Consider the following 19,117-nt stretch of genomic DNA (forward strand, 5'->3'; position numbering starts at 1 on the left):
TAATTAAGAATTAAATTTATAAATCTATATTGATTATTCTAACTTATTTAAGAATTTTATGCTATTTTAATTTTGTTAATAATCGTTAAATGAATATTAATCATATTTACTAATATAATATATTTTGCATATAATTTTATTTATTGTATTTTATTTCATCATAATTATAGCCAAACTTTATATTTTTAACCTTATTAATAATAAAACATGTAAGTTTATCTAAATATTTTTATATTAATATTTATATTTTAATTATAATTTTTTATTTTATATAACATTGATTTTTTGTTTTTATAAAAATCTCTAAATCATTAATAAATTGAAATAACATAGCTCTATTTTCAAACTCTTCTCTGGTTACTGGAAGTTCTTGTTCACTTAACTCTTTTTTTAATCTATTTAATCTATTAATAAGAATATTTACATTAACTTCTTTACCTATTACAGAGGCTACCTCTTCTGTAAAATTAGCAACTAGTTCAGTCTGTTTTACAGTAATAGATATTCTTGAAAAGTGTTCTCTCATATACTTTAACATTTGAAATTGAACTTCTCTCATATCTATGTAATGCACATAGTACTTAACATCTGAAAACAAATAGTTATTAAAATTATCATTGGCTCTTTTTTTAGCTAACTCTATTCTATTTTCAAGTTCATCAAAAAGTCTTTGTTCCTTTATTGAAACACTATGTGTTCTTAAAGAATATGCCATATCCATAAATATCTCTTTTATTTTTTCAGATATATAATCTATGTCTTCTTTTATCTTTTCCTCATTCTTAGGCATATAACTATTTAATATTAATGCAACCAAAACCCCAACTAGCATAAGGCCTAGTTCATTTATTATCCAATATGAATTCACCTGTTTCTCAACTAATAAATGAGTTACTAAAACAGAACTTACAACAATTCCATCTGTCACTTTTAGTTTTACTGTTAAAGGTATAAAAACTAAAAGATATAATCCAAAAACAACTGAGTTAAACCCTAATGCTAAGAATAAAACTGAAGACACTATTAAGGCTATAATAACAGATTCTATTCTCTTTATAGCTATCTTTAATGATTCTCTTTTTGTACTCTGTATGCTAAGTATGGTTATAATTCCTGCTGAAACCCAGTAACTTAGCCCTAATTCCTTTGCTATTATCATAGCTATTACAGCGCCTATTCCTGTTTTCCAAGTTCTAACACCTATAAATCTCATTTTTTCAACTCCGTATAATTAACATTAAATTTTTCCATAGAATAATAATATAATTAAAATTTAAAATAATCAAATTTATGCATTTTATTTATTAAAATGGGAATACTTTCATTTGAATCTATTTTTAAGAAAGGGTTGAGACATATTATGAGAATTCCAAAACATATAGGGGTTATCCCAGATGGCAATAGACGTTGGGCTGTAGAAAATGGACTTGAAAAAGATCAAGGATATTTACATGGAATTGAACCTGGACTTGAACTTTTTAAACTTTGTCAAAAACTAGATATTAAAGAAATAACTTATTATGGTTTTACTACAGACAATACCAAAAGACCATCATATCAAAAAAAGGCATTCATAGATGCCTGCATAAAATCAGTAGAATTAATTGCAAATGAAGATTGTGAATTGCTTGTTATAGGGAATGCTGATTCTCCAGTTTTTCCTGAAGAGTTAAAAAAATATACTAAAAGAACTACAATGGGCAAAGGTGGCATACGCGTTAACTTCCTTGTTAACTATGGTTGGGAATGGGATTTAAACCTTCTAAAAGCCTGTGACATTAAGAGTAAAAATATCTATGATAATATTCAATCAAAGGATATTTCAAGAATAGATTTATTAATAAGATGGGGCGGTAGACGTAGATTAAGCGGATTTTTGCCAGTTCAATCAGTTTATTCTGATATATACATAATTGATGATTTATGGCCTAATTTTAATAAAGATCATTTCTTTAATGCTCTTGAATGGTATAAAGATCAAGATATTACCCTAGGTGGTTAATTAAATGAGTCCAAATAAAAAAGCTATAATAGTTGGAGCTGGAATAGGTGGATTAGCTACTGCTGTTCGCCTTCTTATTAATAATTTTGAAGTAGATATTTTTGAAAAAAACTCTAAGATAGGTGGAAAAGTAAATTTAATTGAATACAAAGATTTTAAGATAGATTCTTCTGCTTCAATATTTATGCTCCCTAAACCCTATTTAGAAGTATTTAAATATGCAAAAAAAGACCCTAAAGACTATATAGAGCTTGTAGAATTAAATACTTTATATAAAGTGTTTAATGATGAAGGAGATAGTTTTAATATTTATTCAGACTTTCTAAAAACTACAGAGTCCTTAGAAAAGGTATTTAATGATGAAAGTTCAAATTATTATAAATATATATCTGACTCATATAGAAGATATCTTTTAGTAGAAAAATACTTTTTAAACAGAAGTTTTTTCACCTTAAATTATTGGAGATATTTTAAATCTTTACCTGAACTAATTAAAATACATCCTTTTAAAAATTGTTATAAAACCATTGAAGAATATATAAGTAATGAATATTTAAAAAACTTATTAGCTTTTCAATGCATGTATATTGGGGAGTCTCCCCTTAAAAGTTCTAATGTTTTTAATTTAATTCCATCAACCACTCAAATATATGGATTATATTATATTAAAGGTGGAATGTACTCTTATGTGAAGGCTTTAGAAAAATTAATCCTAGAACTTGGTGGTAAAATACATCTTAACTCAAATGTAACTAATATACTTATGGAAAAGAATGTAGCAATTGGAGCAAAAATAAACCACGAAAATATATTTTCTGATTTAATTGTTTGTAATTCAGATTTTACTTATACCATACAAAATTTACTTCCTAGAAGTACATTTAAAAATAAAATTTCTAGGCGAAAACAAAATAATTTATCCTTTTCTTGCTCTACATTTATACTACATTTATTTCTTAAGAAAAAATATAAAAATTTAGATGTACATAATATAGTACTTAATTTAAATAAGAAAGAAGTTTTATTAGCTCCCTTTATAGATGGGCCCTTGCCAAAGGAATATATATATTATATCTATTGCCCAAGCTCAATAGATACTTCATTAACTCCTGAGGATTGTGAATGCATTAATATAACAGTACGTGTTCCAAACTTAAAAAAATATAAATCAAAATGGACTGAATCTACAATTGTTTCTTTGAGAAACAAAATCTTGTATGACCTAAGTAAAATTAAAGGTTTAGAAGATATAAAAGAAAATATAATTTACGAAAGCTATACAACGCCTATGACCTTAAAAAATGATTTTAATTGCTTTTTTGGTGCAGCTTTTGGTCTTAATCATAATTTGCTACAAACAACTATTTTTAGACCTCAGGCAAAAATAAAAAAACTAAAGAATATATATTTTGTAGGTGATTCAGTACATCCTGGCTCTGGAATATCAATGTCCTTAATCTCAGCTAAGCTATGCTGTGAAAAAATAATATCAGATTTTAGCTAAAATAAAAAGAGGTGTATTATGATACATCTCTTTAAAAATCTTGTATTTCATTTATATTTTCCTTAACCACTTCACTAAAAATACCAACTATTTCTGGATCAAATTGAGTTCCACTACATCTTTCTAGTTCTATTAATCCTTCATCATAAGTTTTTCTTTTATTATAAGGCCTACTTGAAGTCATAGCATCAAAACTATCTATTACAGTTAAGACCCTTGCTAAGTATGGTATTTCTTTCTCCTTTAATCCTACTGGATATCCAAAACCATCATATCTCTCATGATGATATAAAATAAGAGGCACAACATTCTTTAAGGAATTTACTGATTTTATTATTTCTACTCCATCTTTAGGATGTTGCTTTAAAATCTCCCATTCCTCTTTAGTAAGTCTCATCTTTTTAGTTAATATTTCATTTGGTATATTTATTTTACCTATATCATGCATATAAGCTCCATATATTAACTGCTTTTTCTCATCTTCTGAAAGTCCTAATTTTTTAGCCATAAGTCTGCTATAAATAACTACTCTTTCTACATGGCTATATGTATATTTATCCTTTGCATTTATAATACTTATTAAAGTTTTTATAGATGCTACAAGAGCATTTTCCTCTTCATTTAAATCTCGTTTTAATTCATCTAAAACAGATACATAAGTTTCAACTCTATTTTTATGGAAAAATTTAGCTCTATATAATGCATCATCAGCACATTTAACTAATTCTAGCTCACTTTTAGCTTTATCTGGGAATACAGCTATACCAACAGATACTGTAAAATTAGCATTAGGTTGATTTTCTTGTCCTTCAAAATATGTTTTTTCTACTTTATTTCTAATTCTTTCTGCAATTTTAGTAGCTTCCTCTTCTGAAGTATTAGGTAAAATTATTGCAAACTCTTCTCCTCCATATCTAGCTACTAAATCATTTTCTCTAGCTATATTTTTTAGAAGTTTTCCTATTTTCTTTAATGCTTCGTCACCTTTTTGATGTCCATACAAATCGTTATAATGCTTAAAATAATCTATATCCATAAATATTAATGATAGTTTCTCATTTTCAACCTCACTAATATGCATTTTCTCTCTTAATTTATCATAAAAATATCTATGATTATAAACCCCTGTTAATCCATCTTCGTTAACCAAGGTTTGTAATTCCTTTATGTGATCATTTTCAGTTTTTACATAAAAACCTAATGTCCAAGCTGTTAAAACAAATACTCCTGCTAATATTAAATCATTTTGAAAATAAATATTTACATCAGCATTCCCTGAAAAAATCAAATCTATAGCTAAAATAATAGCTGATGACACTACAGAAACCACACATCCTCTATGCATGCCCCCCTGTATTGTAGATGTTATTATAATAAATAAAAATAAAAATTTATTATTACTAGAATTCCCTCCTGAAACTAATATAGCCATTATAAATATAATCATAAATAAAATTATTTCTATTAATTGTATCTTATTTATATGATCTTTATATTTGTTTAAACTAGCTAAACTCCAAAGTATGTAAATCGTTGATAATAAGAATATACTTATTAAAATTGATAATATACTGTAATACGCTAAAAATTTATTGTTATACTTTGTAAGATTAAAGGTGTATTGTAAAAAAGCCATAGCTGAAAATAATAATGATGATACTTTTACTATTGATAATATTTCATCAACTTTTTTCTTTTTATTATCATTTACATCCCTAATCATATTCTCCCTCTCTAATCTAGTATAAAATAAGGCCGGTTTAAAACCGACCTTTAGGTAAATTATTCATCTCTTAAAGATTTTGGTTCCTCTGGTTGGTGTGTAAACCAAAGACATGCTGAAGTAGCAACTGTTGTTGCAACTACTGTTGTTAATGCAGCAAATAATGTTAATAAGTTTTTGTTTAATTTTTTCATTTAACTCATCCCCTCAAGATTTATAATAATTTATTTGTAAAAGAATCTATAGTTTTTAACAATATATTTCCTATGTAGGTTAGAGTCATACATTGCCATGCTACTCCAAAGATTATACTTAACATAACAGGCTTAGCTAAACTCCATCCTGAATTATAATATAAAATTATACTTAATACTTCAATAAATAAATATATAGTTAAAATCTTTAAAGATCCTTTTTTCATGCGTTTTTTCTTCTTTTCGGTTTTTATTGGTTTATTTTTAGTATCTACTGGAGCAAATTTAAAAACTATAAAATATCCAAAAACAAAAATAACTATTCCAATAAACACTACAAGCTCAAAGTTCATTTTTGCAAAAAAACTACTTTTTATTAAAAAACCAATACATATTGAAATTATTATGCCTAATAAAGTACATACATTAGAGGATTCTGAATGTGCTCCTCCAGAGTATTTTCTAAGTATGCTTGCTGTAAATAAAAATATCAAAGCTTCTAAAGCTATATTAAACACTAATCCCAGTATAAGTACTGAAATTATTGATATTAATGTTTGTATTAGAGCATAAGTTCCATACTGAATAATTTCTTTTCTTTCATTATCATAATTTAATTCACTAGAAACTTTTTCAGCTATTAACTTCGATATATTCTCAATCATTTTATCTCAACTTTCCTTTTTTTGATGCTATTAAATAATAATAAGTAACAATAACCATAAACATTATAGTAGATGGAATACCTAATATTGTTTTTGTAAATACATTTTCAAATAAATAGTCAATATTTTCATTAAAAAATTTCTCTATAAATAATAAGTTTAAACCTTCACATAAAAATAAAATCATTAATATTAATATTGATGCTTTTATACTTACTATTAAATCTATTTTATTAACATTGAATGCTAAAAATATTAAAACAAATATGTTCAATATTGTATGAATACCATAATTTATAGGTAATAATCTAATTAAATAAACTACTAATACCAATATCAAACTTGAAATTAAATATTCCTTCTTTTCTAACTTTTTATTAGCGAAAGCATACATGGCTAACATCATCGTAAGAGCTTCTGGTATTCCCCTTACTAAAGTTTCAAATAAAGTTACTTTTAACATTCTTCCTCCGCTGTCACTAAGCAAATATATTCCTTTGCTTATATTCATTTTTCTCATTAGTTTTTTTAACTGTAACATATATTATTATGACTACAAAAACTCTTATAAGTATATCACCAATACTTAAAACACTATATCCTATATCTATTATGTCACTTAAATACTTATATTTTACTGTACTTGTTCCTATCATATGTATATCATTCACCTTTGAAATAGTATTAGGCTTAAGATACCCTGTTAAATATGATAAACTTGGGAAAACAGGCATTTCCCCACCATTAGCAGCCATTACAATATGATTTAAAAAAGTTCCTGCTAAAATAAATAACGATCCAATTAAAGCACTTACATACTCTTTGTACCAAAAGATAGGTATTAAAAACAAGTACATATATATACTTTTAAACCAAGGTGCCCATTTTACAACATCATAGTTACCCATAAATATACTTACCTGAAAGACTATATAAATAGCTTCAAAAATCAAAATAGGATAGATTGTCCAACTTTTAAAGAAAGGTTTTAAACTATATCCTTTTATTTTTGAAATTATTAATGCTATAATCACTGCTTCGATCATTATTTTACTCCTTTAACTAATTGTAAAGCTTTAACAAATTATTAAAACTTTATCCATTTAAATTAAATCATATAATTCATATTAAATCAATAATAAACACCCATTTTTTACAAAAAAAATTGAGCTTTTTTTGTTTTTAATGATAAATTTCTCATTTTTTGTTTGTTTTATCTTTTAATTTTTTTAATGTTAATAAAAACAAAATTAAACTTAAAACTCCAATAACAAGTTTTAAATTTTTTTGAGAAGCCATTATCACCCCATAACTAGCTAAAACTTCTAATAAAATAGAAGTTATTTTCCCTAAGAATGTAGATATTATAAATGTAAAACTATTAACCCTGCTCATAGCAGCAGCTAAGGTTACTAAACCTGATGGAATAAAAGGTATTAATCTTCCTTCAAAAATTAAAATCCCAACATTTCTCCCTTCACTCTTTACAATTTTATCTATTAATTCGTATTTCCCTTCAATATTTCCTGCAAATTTATTTATACCTTTTCTATATACTTTAAAACTTATCCATCCCCCTATAACTTCACCTAATAAAGAAATTAAAAATCCATTTATAGGACCAAAGAATACTATATTAGCTCCTGTAACAAATACAGAGGGAACTATCCCAAGTAATGCTATAATTACACTTATAAACAAACTTATAAATATAGCTAACTCACTATATTGATTAAAAATATTTATTAAACTATTTATATTTTTCTCCTCCTCTACTTACATATTAAGGCTATTAATTCTCATTTTAAGTATATCCTCCAAACTGCCAAAGTTTCAACATATTTTACCTAATAGTAATATTATTTATTTCTATCTAGTACAATCTTATATACAATTTCCTATTTAATTAATAAAACTTTTTTTAATTTTTAGCTATAATATTTGAAATAAAAGTCTACACTATATACTAAATTTCACATAAAAAATAACTGTCTTAATTTAAGACAGTTATAAAAGATTAATTTCTCATTATTATATATACTGTATATCCAATATAAAGAGCTAAAAGAAATACCCCTTCATATTTAGTAAGTACTTTTTCTTTTTTCTTATTTAAGAAAATTAAAGCACCTATTATTAAAGTGACAATTATAAGGAATATTAAATCTATTGATAAACTTGCAGCTATTGTTATAGGGCTTATTACGGATGATAAACCTAATATTAATAATATGTTAAAGGTATTAGATCCTAATATATTTCCAAGAGCTATGTCATTTTCACCCTTTTTAGCTGCCACTAAAGAAGTAACAAGTTCTGGAAGAGAAGTACCTATTGCCACAATTGTAAGACCAACTAATTTTTCACTCAGTCCTAATCCTAAGGCAATTGCAGAAGCTGAATCAACAACTATTTTTCCACCTAATATTATTCCTATAACTCCAACTATTGATAAAATTATATTTTTAACTGTGCTATTAGGTGACTTTATGTTTTGCTCTTCAAAATCTTCAAATTCTGTAGTTACTGCTACTTCATCTTCTTTTTTATTGCTTCTATTAACTGTATATATTAAATATATTATATATGTTATGCACATTAAGACTAATACTGCTCCATCTATTCTAGATAAAGAATTTTTACTTCCTATTAGTCCAGTAAAAGTAAAAACATATAAAATAAAAGTTGCAATTAAATTTACTATAAAATCATTTTTTATTATGTGCTTCTTTATGACTAAAGGAGCCACAATGGCTGTACATCCTAAAGCTGCTAAAAGATTAAATAAATTTGATCCTAAAACATTTCCCATGGTAATATCATTGCTACCTTTTAGTGAAGCTGATATACTTACTGCAAGCTCTGGTGCACTAGTTCCTAAGGATACAATAGTAAGTCCAATTATAACAGCTGGAACTCCTAGCTTTTTAGCTATTCCTGAAGCCCCATCAACAAAAAGATCTGCTCCTTTAATAAGTAAAAGGAACCCTATTATTAGAAATATGTAGTTCATTAATTCCTCTCCATTTCAAGTAACTTTATTAAATATAAATATTTTTTACAAATCATAAGTATAATTATACTATTTATTTAAATAATTTCTATAATATCGAAATTTGTTTTCATCTAGTTAATAATTTGTCTAAACATCAAAGCTTAACTGCTCTCTTTCTTCTGTTATTATATTTTCTTCTAAAGATGATATTGTTATTCCTAATAATCTTACCTTTTTATTTTTAAAATCAACTATGCTTATAAGATCTTTTACGCATTCCATTATTTCCTTCTGTTCTTTTAAAAAGTGTTCTAAAGTAATACTTCTTGTTATATGTTTAAAATCGTTAAACTTTACCTTTAAGGTTACAGTCTTTCCTTTTTTATTTAATAAACATAAACTCTCACTAACTCTTTCTGCTATTCTCTCTAAAATCTCTATCATTTCATCTATATCTTCTATGTCTTCTCTTAAGGTAATTTCTTTACCTATAGACTTTCTAATCCTGTATGGATTTACTGGTCTATTATCTATACCCCTAGCAAATTCATATAATATCTTGCCCCTGTCACTAAAAATATCTATAAGTTCTTCTTCAGAAAATTTAAGTAAATCCTCCCCCTTAAATACCCCTATATTATTTAACTTATTTTTAGTTACTCTTCCAACGCCAAAAAATTTTCCTATAGGTATATTTCTTATAAAATCCTTTGAATTCTCCTCTGTTATTACTGTTATACCATCTGGTTTTCTAAAATCTGATGCCATCTTTGCTAAAAATTTATTAAAAGAAACTCCTGCTGAAGCAGTAAGACCTACTTCTTTAAATATTCTTTCCTTTATTTCAAGGGCCATTAAGGTTGCAGAACCTTTGCACCTTTTGCTTTTACTTACATCAACAAAAGCCTCATCTAAGGACAAGTGTTCTACAAGATTAGAGTATTCATTTAATATATTCATAACCTGCCTAGAAACTTTTTTATAAACCTCCATCCTAGGTCTTATAAAAATAGCTTTAGGGCATAATTTATATGCAGTTAAAGAGGGCATAGCTGAATGTATTCCGTATTTCCTTGCTTCATAAGAGCAAGTTGCAACTACTCCTCTTCTATTTGGGTCTCCACCAACAATCAACGGCTTTCCTTTATACTTAGGATTATCTCTCTGTTCAATGGATGCATAAAAAGCGTCCATATCTATATGAATTATCTTTCTATTCTCTTTCATAAAGCCTCCATGCAAACATATGTTCATTTTTAATTTTACACTAAGACTTTTTAAATTCCAATATTATAAAAGATAAGTTTTAAACAATAAATCTATTTAAAACTTATCTTAAAATACAGGTAATTAATAAATTAAAATTCCTTTATTTAACCTTTTCAGGCTCATTATACTCTATTCCCTTTGTATCCACCTTAATTGATTCTATAACAACATCCTCAACTGGTTTATCATTTGCTCCTACTGAAACCTTTTCTATTTCATGAACCACATCTAATCCCTTAGTAACTTTTCCAAAGGCTGCATATTGACCATCTAAATGTGGTGCTTCTTTTGTAACAATAAAAAATTGACTTCCTGCACTATCAGGATTTTGAGACCTTGCCATTGATAATATTCCCTCTTCATGCTTAATATCATTTTCTACTCCATTAGAAGAAAATTCACCCTTTATCATATATCCTGGTCCACCTGTACCTGTTCCCTTTGGATCTCCACCTTGAAGCACAAACCCTTTAACTATTCTATGGATAGTTAAGCCATCATAAAATCCACTATTAGCTAGACTTATAAAGTTATCAACGGTATTTGGAGCTTTGTTTGGATATAACTCTGCTTCTATAGTTCCAAAATTCTTAACTTCAATAGTAGCTATAGGTAATTTATCCTCTGGTATATTTTCCTTTGCCTTTTTACCTTTCCCTCCACATCCTATTAAAAGTAAAGATGCCATTGTAACTCCTACTACTATTTTGCTAACTTTCTTTAATAAACTCATTTTTATTCCCCTTTCTTAGAATTTATTACTAATATGTTTTAAATTATATCATCTAAACCCTTTAAATTTATGTCATATAAGCTATTAATTTGTTTCTATATAATTAAATTTTCCTAAAACAAAAAAGGTATGTATTCTTTTTTTGTGTTATAAGAATACATACCAAAAACTTTTTTATTATACTTCAAGTTCCTCAACTTCAACTGCGAAGTTCCCACAATTTTTACAAACATTTATATTAACTAAATAGCTCTTGTCTACTTTTTTATCTCTTAATAATTTATTGTAAGTAAGACCTTCATAAGCTTTTTCTATATTGCTTATTACAAACTTTCCATTCTTAGCATAAATAAACATATTAAACTCTAAAAATGGGAAGCTCTTCTTTTTTTCCTCTAATCCAAATTTACATTCTTCACAAGGGCCATCATAATAAGCTTTTCCAAAGCTAACACCCTCACTACTATTTAATATTTCAAAAAGCTTATCTATATCAAAACCTTCAACATCTTCATTAAAGAAATAAAGCAATTTATCCTCTGATAAAGTATATTCTTTTTCATCAAAAGTGAAACTAAACATTTAATCATTCCTTTCTATGAACAATTCACATTTTATTATTATCTCTAAACATATTTAATAACTTTAAAGACAATATGTCAAACTAAATTTCTCTTTTATTAAACTCTTTATTTATATTACTCCAATATAAACTTCTCTATAGCCTTAGCAACACCATCATTTTCATTTGTATCTGTTATATAATCTCCATATTCCTTAATAAAGTCTGGTGCATTTCCCATTACTACAGATAATCCTGCCTCTTCTAGCATAGATACATCATTTCCACTATCACCAATGCATATCACCTCTTCTAGGCTTATTCCTAATTTATCTGCAAGGGCTTTAACTGCACTTCCCTTTGAAGTTCCTTTTTTCATGATCTCTATACATCCACCCCAAGAAGCATAAACTAAATCTACTCCTTCTAAAGCTTCAAATTCCTCCTTAGCTTCTTCTATATTAGGTCCACCTTCTTGTTTTATTATTATGAACTTTAATATATCTTCTCCATGTTCATCATAAGCATCTCTTAAATCATCGCAATTGTAGAATTTTATTTTTTCTTTCTCATCTACCCAGCTATTCATAAGCCTATGACTATCATCCTCTGGAATATCTGTATCTGCTATTAGTCCATCTGTAGAGTCTACATAAGCTAAAAACTTATATTTATTTATAATATCACATATTTTAAAGTAAGTTTCCCTGTCTAGTGTAGATTTAAATATTACCTCATCAGTATTTTTATCCTTTATATATGAACCATTTGAACAAATTAATGGTGCATTTACTCCTATTATATTCCCATATATTCTAGCTGACGGAAAAACCCTTCCTGTTGATATGGCAATATGTACTCCTTTTTCAATGGCTTTCTTTAAAGCCTCTTTATTTCTTTCACTAACTTTATGATGAGAATCTAAAAGCGTACCATCCATATCTATACAAACTAATTTATAATTCATTTAATTCTCCCCTTTCTAAATTAAATTTTATATAGACTTTCTTTTTTAATCAAGATTTAATATTTTAATATACAGCCCTTAAATAAAAGTAGTATGTTATAACTTAAAATTCTATTTGTTATAAAGCCTATATAATATTTTTCTAAAGACTTATAAAGTTATCTTATAAAATAAAAAACTTATAAATATCTTCTGAGAACTTCTGAATTCCACTAAAAATTTAAGTTCATTCAAATATTCTCTTCCCAATATTTATAAGTTTTATTTACGAGCTATTTTAGTATAACCCTTTAAAATTCATATTATTTATTTTTATATTTCTCTAATTCTAAATCTACCTCTGAATCTGAAGTTTTATCTTCTTTTGTATTTTGTGTTCTATACTTATTTAATTCATCATCTAAACTTAATTCTTCTAATTTAGCAAATTCATCATCTAAGCTTTCTCCTTTTAATTCTTCTAATCCAGCAGCATAACTCTCTTTTCTTGAAATACTTCTTTCTATATCATCAATATTAATTGAATTACTCTTACTTTGAACATTTGCAATAACTTCATTTATTTGTTTTGAAGCTTCAGCATTATTAAGTCTAGCTACTGCTTCATCTCTATAACTTCTTGTTTTATCTAATTCTTTTTCTAATTCCACTAATTTTGCTTTTAAAACATCAGCTTTCGCTCTTTGTCCTTCATAGCTTGCCTTTAAAGACTCAAATTTCTTGTCACTATCTAATTTAAGTTTTAAAGCTTTCTTAGCTAACTCTTCATTTCCTTTGCTCATTGCTAATCTTACTTTTTCATCATACTGAGCTGACTCTTCCTTAGCTTCATTCATTTTCTTTTCAGTATCTTTTAAGTTACCAAAAATTTGAGCTGATGATCTTTTAGCTTCATTAAAAGATTTCTCCATATCTCTTATTTTTTGATCCAATAATTCTACTGGATTCTCCATTTCATCTAAAGCTGAGTTAGTCTTAGCCTTAATCATATTTGATATTCTATTAAATATTCCCATTTTATTACCACCTTTACCGACTTTTTATTTAGATTTATTATACTCTCTCTTTTTTACAAATTCATGTCATAATTATTAATTTTAACTATCTTCTTTTTCTAATTGCAAATATTATTAAAGCTATTAATAAAATAGTTCCAATACCTATAAAAGGTCTTCTTATGAACATAAAACTAAACATATTTCCAAACATATTAAGTATATTATTTAACATAAGCATATCAAAAAAGCTAAATCCTCCTGAATTGCTACTTCTATAGCTTTTATTTGAACTTCCACTGGACTTATCATTATTTTCATACTTATTATTTTCTTTAGAACTTCCTTCTTGATTATTAGGGGCTTTGCTATTAAACTTATCTGTAGTTGAATAATTATTATTTCCTTGTTTACTACCTTTATCTGAGTTACTAGAATCTTTTCCACTTTCTACTTTATCAGAACTTGAATTGCTTCCTGATGAAGGTTTATTAAACTTATCCGTAGTGGAATAATTACTATTTCCTTGGCTTTTTTTCTTTTCACTAGATGAACTACTAGGCTTAGAATACTTTTTACTTGAATTATAAGAACTACTCTTACTTGAACTTCTAGAAGAACTTCCTGAACTCCTTGAGCTACTTCTAGAGCCTCCACCTGAGGATCTTCCACCTTTAGCAATAGTATTTTCTATACCAAAGGTTTCTGCCTTAACTTTTTTAATTGGAGAAATATTAAAACATCCAACTAAAAAGAAAAAAGCTATAAAAAATAGGACTAACTGACCAAACCTCTTATGTTTTTTCACCTCTTCCCCTCCTTAAATGTATTATATATCATCATTATAAATTAATTATTAAATTTTGTATATTTTAATAGTCTAAATTCATAATTATTTGATAATATATGATATCATAAATATATATTATTTATATGGTGAAGGAGTATAGCAAATGAATGCAAAGGAATTTTTAGATAAAGAAAAAACTACTTATGGTAATCTTTACAGTGAGCTAATTTTTGTTTTAGATGATATTGAAGATTTAAGCGAAGATTCTACTTTAAAGGAAAGAGCATACTACAAAAACATTAAAATATTAAAAAAATATAATGATTTACTAGATAAGTTATCTAGAGAAGTTCCAGAAAAAAAATCTTTCCTGTCATTTTTAAATAAGTCTAAAGAAAATGAAATTATAAAGGAATGTGAAGATTTTAAAAAAACTTATAAAGATTCTCTTGATAAAATATTTGTATGTTCTAAATGCATGTGTGTAAAATGCATAAGAGAATGTGGCTTTAACCCATGTTTATCATGTAACAAAACTGGAAAGGTTAATTATTGTGATAAAGAAAATACTAATCTTATAGTATTTAAAAACTTTATAAAACAACAATACAATAATGAAACTAATGAAAATGAACCTCTTGAAATTCTTTGTGAAGTGGAAATGTTAGATATGGACAAGCGTTTTAGAATAATTAAAGAAGTTTTAAGTGGTGAACAACTTGTACTTGAGTATGTCTACAATATAAAAGATGGTGATTTATATAATTCAATTGATGATGTAGACCTATTTAATGAAATAATAGATATTTATGAAAGTAATAAGATATAAATTAAAATAAAGTATTTAAACACTTAATAAGGGCGTGTATTAAAATAACCTTTTATATTTTAATACATCCCTTAAAATCTTATTTTATATCTACTTTTTACTTAGTATTATCTTATTTCTACAAGTTTTATATCTAATTTAATTAAACAATAAATCTAATATCTTTTCACCAGCTTTTCTATTCTCTCCTTTATAAGGGAAACAATGAATATGTATTGCTGGGTTAAAATTCAATTCTATTATGCCATGATTTTTTTCCTTTGCCTCTTCCTCTATATTATCTATTACCATATCTACTCCGCATATAAGGGCTTTAACAGCCTTAGCAGACTTTAATGCCACCTCTTTATAACTAGGATGTATTTTGTCAGTAAAGTCTATGCTGTCTCCTCCTGTGCTTATATTAGAGTTTTCTCTTAAATAGATTTTTTCTCCATTTTTAGGAATAGACTTAAAGCTTAGTCCTTGATTTTTCAAAAACATTTCTTCTATCTCTCCTAATTTTATTTTTTCTAAAGGAGTCTTATATCCCTTTCCTCTTAATGGATCTTTATTTTTTTCAGAAACAAGCTCTTCTATGGTACTTTCTCCATTACCAATTACATTAGCAGGTTCTCTATGAAGTATTCCTACTACCTCTTCCCCTATTACAAGAAATCTATATTCCTTTCCTGTCATAAATTCTTCTATAAGGATTGAACTATCCTCTCTAAAAGCTATTTCAACAGCTTTATCATAGTCTTCCCTTGAATATTCTCCAGGAAATATACTAATTCCTAAACCAAAATTAGTAGACTTAGGTTTTATAACTATTTTCTCATCCTTAAATAATCTAAAATCTTTCTTTGCCTCATCTATATTGTCATAATCTTTCCCCTTAGGAACCCTTATATTATTTTCCCTTAAAATATCCTTAGTAACTAATTTATTTTCCATTATTAAGGCAGTTATATATGAATCCTTAGAAGTTTTTGTTGCTTGCTTAACATATTCAACCTTTTCTCCATCACTAAGAGAAATAAAGTTCTCTAATCTATCCATAATATTAAACTCTATTCCTCTTTTAATAGCATCTAATATTAATATTTGTGTTGATAATTCTAAATCTTCATAACCAACTAAATTAAATTCTTTATTTTTAAAGTTATTTAAGTAATCCTTAGCTAATCTCATATGGAAATTAACATATCCCTCTTCTTTTATATCCTTAATAAGTTTCTCTGAAATTGTATCATGAGGATTATTAATTTTTTCTAATGCTCTTTTGATAACATTTTTAAATTCCTCATTATTTGAAAATAAGATCTCTACAATTTCATCCATTTCACTTAGTATTTCTCTTCCTTTGTCTTTTAATAAAACAGGAACTCCATTTTCATATATAACGGCCTCTTCATTTCTACCCTTTAAAGCAACCATATCATGATTTTTGAAAAATTCTTCTTGATCTTTATATGTTATTTCCTTGTTCTCTTTTAATAAAGTATAAATCATAAATAAATGCACTAGATAAAGTGTTTCTTTACTCACTCCTTGAATACTTAAAGGATCTAAGTCTAAAAGTCTTACCTCTAAGTAATCAATCCCCTTGTGAAGTAAGCTTTCAAGCATATCTTCGCTTCCTAGTGATTTTAACCTTATAGGATTATAATATTCTTTTATACTTTGTATTTCCTTATCCTTAACTAAATTCTTTATGTCACTAGCATATTCTTCTATACTGTTATATGAAACATAATAGTCCTTTTTATTTTTATATCCATAATAACTATTTCTTAAAGAAGTATCATCTTTTATATAATAAGAATCCTCTCCTAATTTTTCACCCTCTTCTTTAATTTCCTCTATATAACTTTCATGGAAAACAGGACTTGCTCCAGTTAAGTATATTAATAACCAATGATATTTTTGAAAGTTTCTAGCCATTCTAAGGTAGATATCATCTTTAAATTCTCTAAAATCCTTTTCCACTTTAAGCTCTTTGTAAAGTAACTTAATAAATTCCTCTTTAAATGAAAAATTATAATGTATTCCACTTATAACTTGTTTCTTTTTGCCGTATTTATAACTAAGATTTTCTCTATATAATTCATCTTCTCTATTAGAAAGCTTAGCAATTGGAATCTCCTCTTCCCTTGGTAATATAGGAGGATTACTCTGTGGCCATAAAAACTCTCCATTTTCCATAATCTCTAAAGATACAACCTTATTTAAATTACATATAAAACTATAAACTTCCTCTAAAGTATTACAGACAGGTGTTACCATTTCTAACTGACTCTCAGAAAAATCTGTTTTTATATATGGATTCTTTTCTCTATCTCCAAAGGCCTTTGGATGAGGTGTTAAAGCTAAGTTTCCCCTTTCTGTAACCCTAACATTTTCTTTTTCTAAACCAAAATTAGCCTTTATAAAGTAATCTTCTAAACTTTCATCTTTTATAATTTTTAATAAACCTTTATCTAAATTCACCATTTCTCTCCTCCTGGAATTCTCTTATCTATACTAACCAGTTCTATTTAACCATTTATAATAAAACATCTACTTATGTATTATTTATGAACTAACCTATTTTTCTTTTAAATTATATTAATCGATAAAAATAATATAATATTTATTAATCACCTTAATTCTTATAGGAATTCTAGGCTTTATTATAAATATATAAGAAATTCCTTATATAGTCAAAGGTGTTATTGTATTTATTTCTTTTATTTTTTCAAAATTACTTTCTTTTTCTCCATATTTCTAAACACTCTAAAAATCTCTATTAGTTAATACGTTTTATTTTTATAATTAAAAATCTTTTATTTCTTATAGTAACCTTTTTCTTTAATTTTTATTTTATAAATAAAAAAACACCATAGCTTTTTAACTATAGTGTCTTTTAGAACATTTTTCTTTAATTTCTTTAAAACTATTAAACAACCTATATAATATTGGATTTTTTTCATTCATTTCAAATTCAAAGCTAGTTTTTGCCAAACTCATTATAGGACTCATAAGATTCATAGTATCCTCATAACCTTGCTGTGCTCTTAATCTTTTTGCATCTATATCTAAATTTAATGTTCCATTTATCATGCTATCATCTAAGCTCTTAGGCACTATTTCTATTATCTGAGCATTTGGATAAAGGCTTCTATCTACAGTTCCCTCTTTAGATAAATGTACTACAATAATTAAATCACAACCTTCTCCATAAACAGGTTGAATTGGTGTATTATCAACCATTCCTCCATCTAAATACTTTTTACCATCTACCTCTGAGCTATCATATATTAAAGGAAGTGATGCTGAGGCCATTATTATTTCTCTTCCTACCTCTTCATCATAATCATTAATTCTAAAATATTTAACCTTACAATCTGGTAATTCCGTACAGGCAGCATAACAAATTTTCCCTGATTCTTTAACCTTATTTATATCTATAAACTTATTTACAACTTCATAAGCTCCATCCTTAGGAAAATCTCCATTTTCTAATCTATCTGACATATGTTTTTTAACAAAGTTAATACTTTTTACCCCTAAGGCTAAAGCTACACCTTTTTTCAACAAATCCATTTTAGTCATAGGAACTAATTTCTCCATAGTAACTTCATCCCATAAGGCTTGAGCATTGTCCATATCCCCTTGAGCAAATAGGGCAGCATTAAATGCACCAATAGAAGTTCCTGATATAACTTCTATGTACTTGTCCAATTTCATTTCAACTAAAGCTTTCCAAACACCTAGTTCATATGCTCCTTTTCCTCCCCCACCTGATAAAACTAATCCAACTTTCATAATATTTCCTCCATTCATTATTAAATGAATCGTTTTATACCAATAAGATATCCATTATATTATTTTACTACATTATGCAAAAAATTGATAATAAATTATA

The 19,117-nt window shown here is 26.5% G+C and carries 19 protein-coding genes; 3 read left to right on the plus strand and 16 right to left on the minus strand.

The features are described 5' to 3' along the window. Positions 1–262: 262 nt before the first annotated feature. A complete protein-coding gene (locus CPF_RS08780; protein ID WP_003449684.1) occupies positions 263–1,213 on the minus strand; it encodes an aromatic acid exporter family protein in 951 nt (316 codons plus the stop codon). Positions 1,214–1,360: 147 nt separating this feature from the next. Here CPF_RS08780 and CPF_RS08785 point away from each other — a divergent pair, with 147 nt between their 5' ends. Both CPF_RS08785 and CPF_RS08790 read left to right on the plus strand, forming a co-directional pair. Next, positions 1,361–2,002 (plus strand): undecaprenyl diphosphate synthase family protein, encoded by a 642-nt coding sequence (locus CPF_RS08785; protein WP_003468041.1) that lies wholly within the window; start codon positions 1,361–1,363, stop codon positions 2,000–2,002. 4 nt (positions 2,003–2,006) lie between these two features. Beyond that, a complete protein-coding gene (locus tag CPF_RS08790) occupies positions 2,007–3,506 on the plus strand; it encodes a phytoene desaturase family protein (protein WP_003468037.1) in 1,500 nt (499 codons plus the stop codon). 31 nt (positions 3,507–3,537) lie between these two features. Here CPF_RS08790 and CPF_RS08795 read toward each other — a convergent pair whose 3' ends face one another. From CPF_RS08795 to CPF_RS08855, 13 genes are all read right to left on the minus strand, one after another. After that, positions 3,538–5,229 carry a bifunctional diguanylate cyclase/phosphohydrolase gene (locus CPF_RS08795; protein ID WP_003478152.1) on the minus strand — a complete coding sequence of 564 codons (1,692 nt, stop codon included), beginning with the start codon at positions 5,227–5,229 and terminating at the stop codon, positions 3,538–3,540. Positions 5,230–5,288: 59 nt separating this feature from the next. Further along, the gene (locus CPF_RS08800; protein WP_003449588.1) at positions 5,289–5,423 is read right to left on the minus strand and encodes a cyclic lactone autoinducer peptide; all 135 of its coding nucleotides are present in this window, start codon (positions 5,421–5,423) and stop codon (positions 5,289–5,291) included. Positions 5,424–5,443: 20 nt separating this feature from the next. After that, positions 5,444–6,088: an accessory gene regulator B family protein gene (locus CPF_RS08805; RefSeq protein WP_003455887.1), complete on the minus strand. Its 645-nt coding sequence runs from the start codon at positions 6,086–6,088 to the stop codon at positions 5,444–5,446. Between the two features lies 1 nt (position 6,089). Then, complete coding sequence (locus CPF_RS08810; protein ID WP_003449794.1) at positions 6,090–6,551, minus strand: hypothetical protein; 462 nt, start codon at positions 6,549–6,551, stop codon at positions 6,090–6,092. 16 nt (positions 6,552–6,567) lie between these two features. Next, on the minus strand, positions 6,568–7,134 hold the full coding sequence (locus tag CPF_RS08815) for a DUF5317 domain-containing protein (protein ID WP_003472492.1): 567 nt from the start codon (positions 7,132–7,134) through the stop codon (positions 6,568–6,570). 151 nt (positions 7,135–7,285) lie between these two features. After that, positions 7,286–7,789, minus strand: coding sequence for a TVP38/TMEM64 family protein (locus tag CPF_RS08820; protein ID WP_011590893.1), 504 nt, complete (start codon positions 7,787–7,789; stop codon positions 7,286–7,288). 316 nt (positions 7,790–8,105) lie between these two features. Further along, positions 8,106–9,101, minus strand: coding sequence for a calcium/sodium antiporter (locus tag CPF_RS08825; protein ID WP_011590894.1), 996 nt, complete (start codon positions 9,099–9,101; stop codon positions 8,106–8,108). 129 nt (positions 9,102–9,230) lie between these two features. After that, positions 9,231–10,310: a DNA polymerase IV gene (gene dinB, locus CPF_RS08830; RefSeq protein ID WP_011590895.1), complete on the minus strand. Its 1,080-nt coding sequence runs from the start codon at positions 10,308–10,310 to the stop codon at positions 9,231–9,233. A 142-nt stretch (positions 10,311–10,452) separates the two neighbouring features. Next, entirely contained in the window at positions 10,453–11,085 is a 633-nt protein-coding gene (locus tag CPF_RS08835) for a peptidylprolyl isomerase (RefSeq protein WP_041702711.1), read from the minus strand. A 177-nt stretch (positions 11,086–11,262) separates the two neighbouring features. Then, positions 11,263–11,667, minus strand: a complete 405-nt coding sequence (locus CPF_RS08840; protein WP_003455893.1) for a DUF3785 domain-containing protein — start codon at positions 11,665–11,667, stop codon at positions 11,263–11,265. Positions 11,668–11,783: 116 nt separating this feature from the next. Next, positions 11,784–12,614 (minus strand): Cof-type HAD-IIB family hydrolase, encoded by an 831-nt coding sequence (locus CPF_RS08845; protein WP_011590897.1) that lies wholly within the window; start codon positions 12,612–12,614, stop codon positions 11,784–11,786. A 302-nt stretch (positions 12,615–12,916) separates the two neighbouring features. Continuing rightward, entirely contained in the window at positions 12,917–13,630 is a 714-nt protein-coding gene (locus CPF_RS08850) for a PspA/IM30 family protein (protein WP_003449539.1), read from the minus strand. Positions 13,631–13,715: 85 nt separating this feature from the next. Beyond that, positions 13,716–14,417 (minus strand): hypothetical protein, encoded by a 702-nt coding sequence (locus CPF_RS08855; RefSeq protein ID WP_011590898.1) that lies wholly within the window; start codon positions 14,415–14,417, stop codon positions 13,716–13,718. A 145-nt stretch (positions 14,418–14,562) separates the two neighbouring features. Between CPF_RS08855 and CPF_RS08860 the strand changes: the two genes are divergently transcribed. Beyond that, positions 14,563–15,228 carry a hypothetical protein gene (locus CPF_RS08860; protein ID WP_003449782.1) on the plus strand — a complete coding sequence of 222 codons (666 nt, stop codon included), beginning with the start codon at positions 14,563–14,565 and terminating at the stop codon, positions 15,226–15,228. A gap of 138 nt (positions 15,229–15,366) precedes the next feature. Here CPF_RS08860 and gshAB read toward each other — a convergent pair whose 3' ends face one another. Together gshAB and CPF_RS08870 are read right to left on the minus strand one after the other, a co-directional pair. Continuing rightward, positions 15,367–17,703: a bifunctional glutamate--cysteine ligase GshA/glutathione synthetase GshB gene (gene gshAB / locus CPF_RS08865; RefSeq protein WP_011590899.1), complete on the minus strand. Its 2,337-nt coding sequence runs from the start codon at positions 17,701–17,703 to the stop codon at positions 15,367–15,369. 396 nt (positions 17,704–18,099) lie between these two features. Then, positions 18,100–19,017: a patatin-like phospholipase family protein gene (locus tag CPF_RS08870; RefSeq protein ID WP_003449737.1), complete on the minus strand. Its 918-nt coding sequence runs from the start codon at positions 19,015–19,017 to the stop codon at positions 18,100–18,102. Positions 19,018–19,117: the final 100 nt, after the last annotated feature.

This window comes from Clostridium perfringens ATCC 13124 (genome assembly GCF_000013285.1).
Classification (GTDB): Bacteria; Bacillota; Clostridia; order Clostridiales; family Clostridiaceae; genus Sarcina; species Sarcina perfringens.

Coding starts and splice junctions, on each gene's coding strand:
- CPF_RS08780 (WP_003449684.1), bottom strand. CDS start 1,213: ATGAGATTTATAGGTGTTAGAACTTGGAAAACAGGAATAGGCGCTGTA.
- CPF_RS08785 (WP_003468041.1), top strand. CDS start 1,361: ATGAGAATTCCAAAACATATAGGGGTTATCCCAGATGGCAATAGACGT.
- CPF_RS08790 (WP_003468037.1), top strand. CDS start 2,007: ATGAGTCCAAATAAAAAAGCTATAATAGTTGGAGCTGGAATAGGTGGA.
- CPF_RS08795 (WP_003478152.1), bottom strand. CDS start 5,229: ATGATTAGGGATGTAAATGATAATAAAAAGAAAAAAGTTGATGAAATA.
- CPF_RS08800 (WP_003449588.1), bottom strand. CDS start 5,423: ATGAAAAAATTAAACAAAAACTTATTAACATTATTTGCTGCATTAACA.
- CPF_RS08805 (WP_003455887.1), bottom strand. CDS start 6,088: ATGATTGAGAATATATCGAAGTTAATAGCTGAAAAAGTTTCTAGTGAA.
- CPF_RS08810 (WP_003449794.1), bottom strand. CDS start 6,551: ATGTTAAAAGTAACTTTATTTGAAACTTTAGTAAGGGGAATACCAGAA.
- CPF_RS08815 (WP_003472492.1), bottom strand. CDS start 7,134: ATGATCGAAGCAGTGATTATAGCATTAATAATTTCAAAAATAAAAGGA.
- CPF_RS08825 (WP_011590894.1), bottom strand. CDS start 9,101: ATGAACTACATATTTCTAATAATAGGGTTCCTTTTACTTATTAAAGGA.
- dinB (WP_011590895.1), bottom strand. CDS start 10,310: ATGAAAGAGAATAGAAAGATAATTCATATAGATATGGACGCTTTTTAT.
- CPF_RS08835 (WP_041702711.1), bottom strand. CDS start 11,085: ATGAGTTTATTAAAGAAAGTTAGCAAAATAGTAGTAGGAGTTACAATG.
- CPF_RS08840 (WP_003455893.1), bottom strand. CDS start 11,667: ATGTTTAGTTTCACTTTTGATGAAAAAGAATATACTTTATCAGAGGAT.
- CPF_RS08845 (WP_011590897.1), bottom strand. CDS start 12,614: ATGAATTATAAATTAGTTTGTATAGATATGGATGGTACGCTTTTAGAT.
- CPF_RS08850 (WP_003449539.1), bottom strand. CDS start 13,630: ATGGGAATATTTAATAGAATATCAAATATGATTAAGGCTAAGACTAAC.
- CPF_RS08860 (WP_003449782.1), top strand. CDS start 14,563: ATGAATGCAAAGGAATTTTTAGATAAAGAAAAAACTACTTATGGTAAT.
- gshAB (WP_011590899.1), bottom strand. CDS start 17,703: ATGGTGAATTTAGATAAAGGTTTATTAAAAATTATAAAAGATGAAAGT.
- CPF_RS08870 (WP_003449737.1), bottom strand. CDS start 19,017: ATGAAAGTTGGATTAGTTTTATCAGGTGGGGGAGGAAAAGGAGCATAT.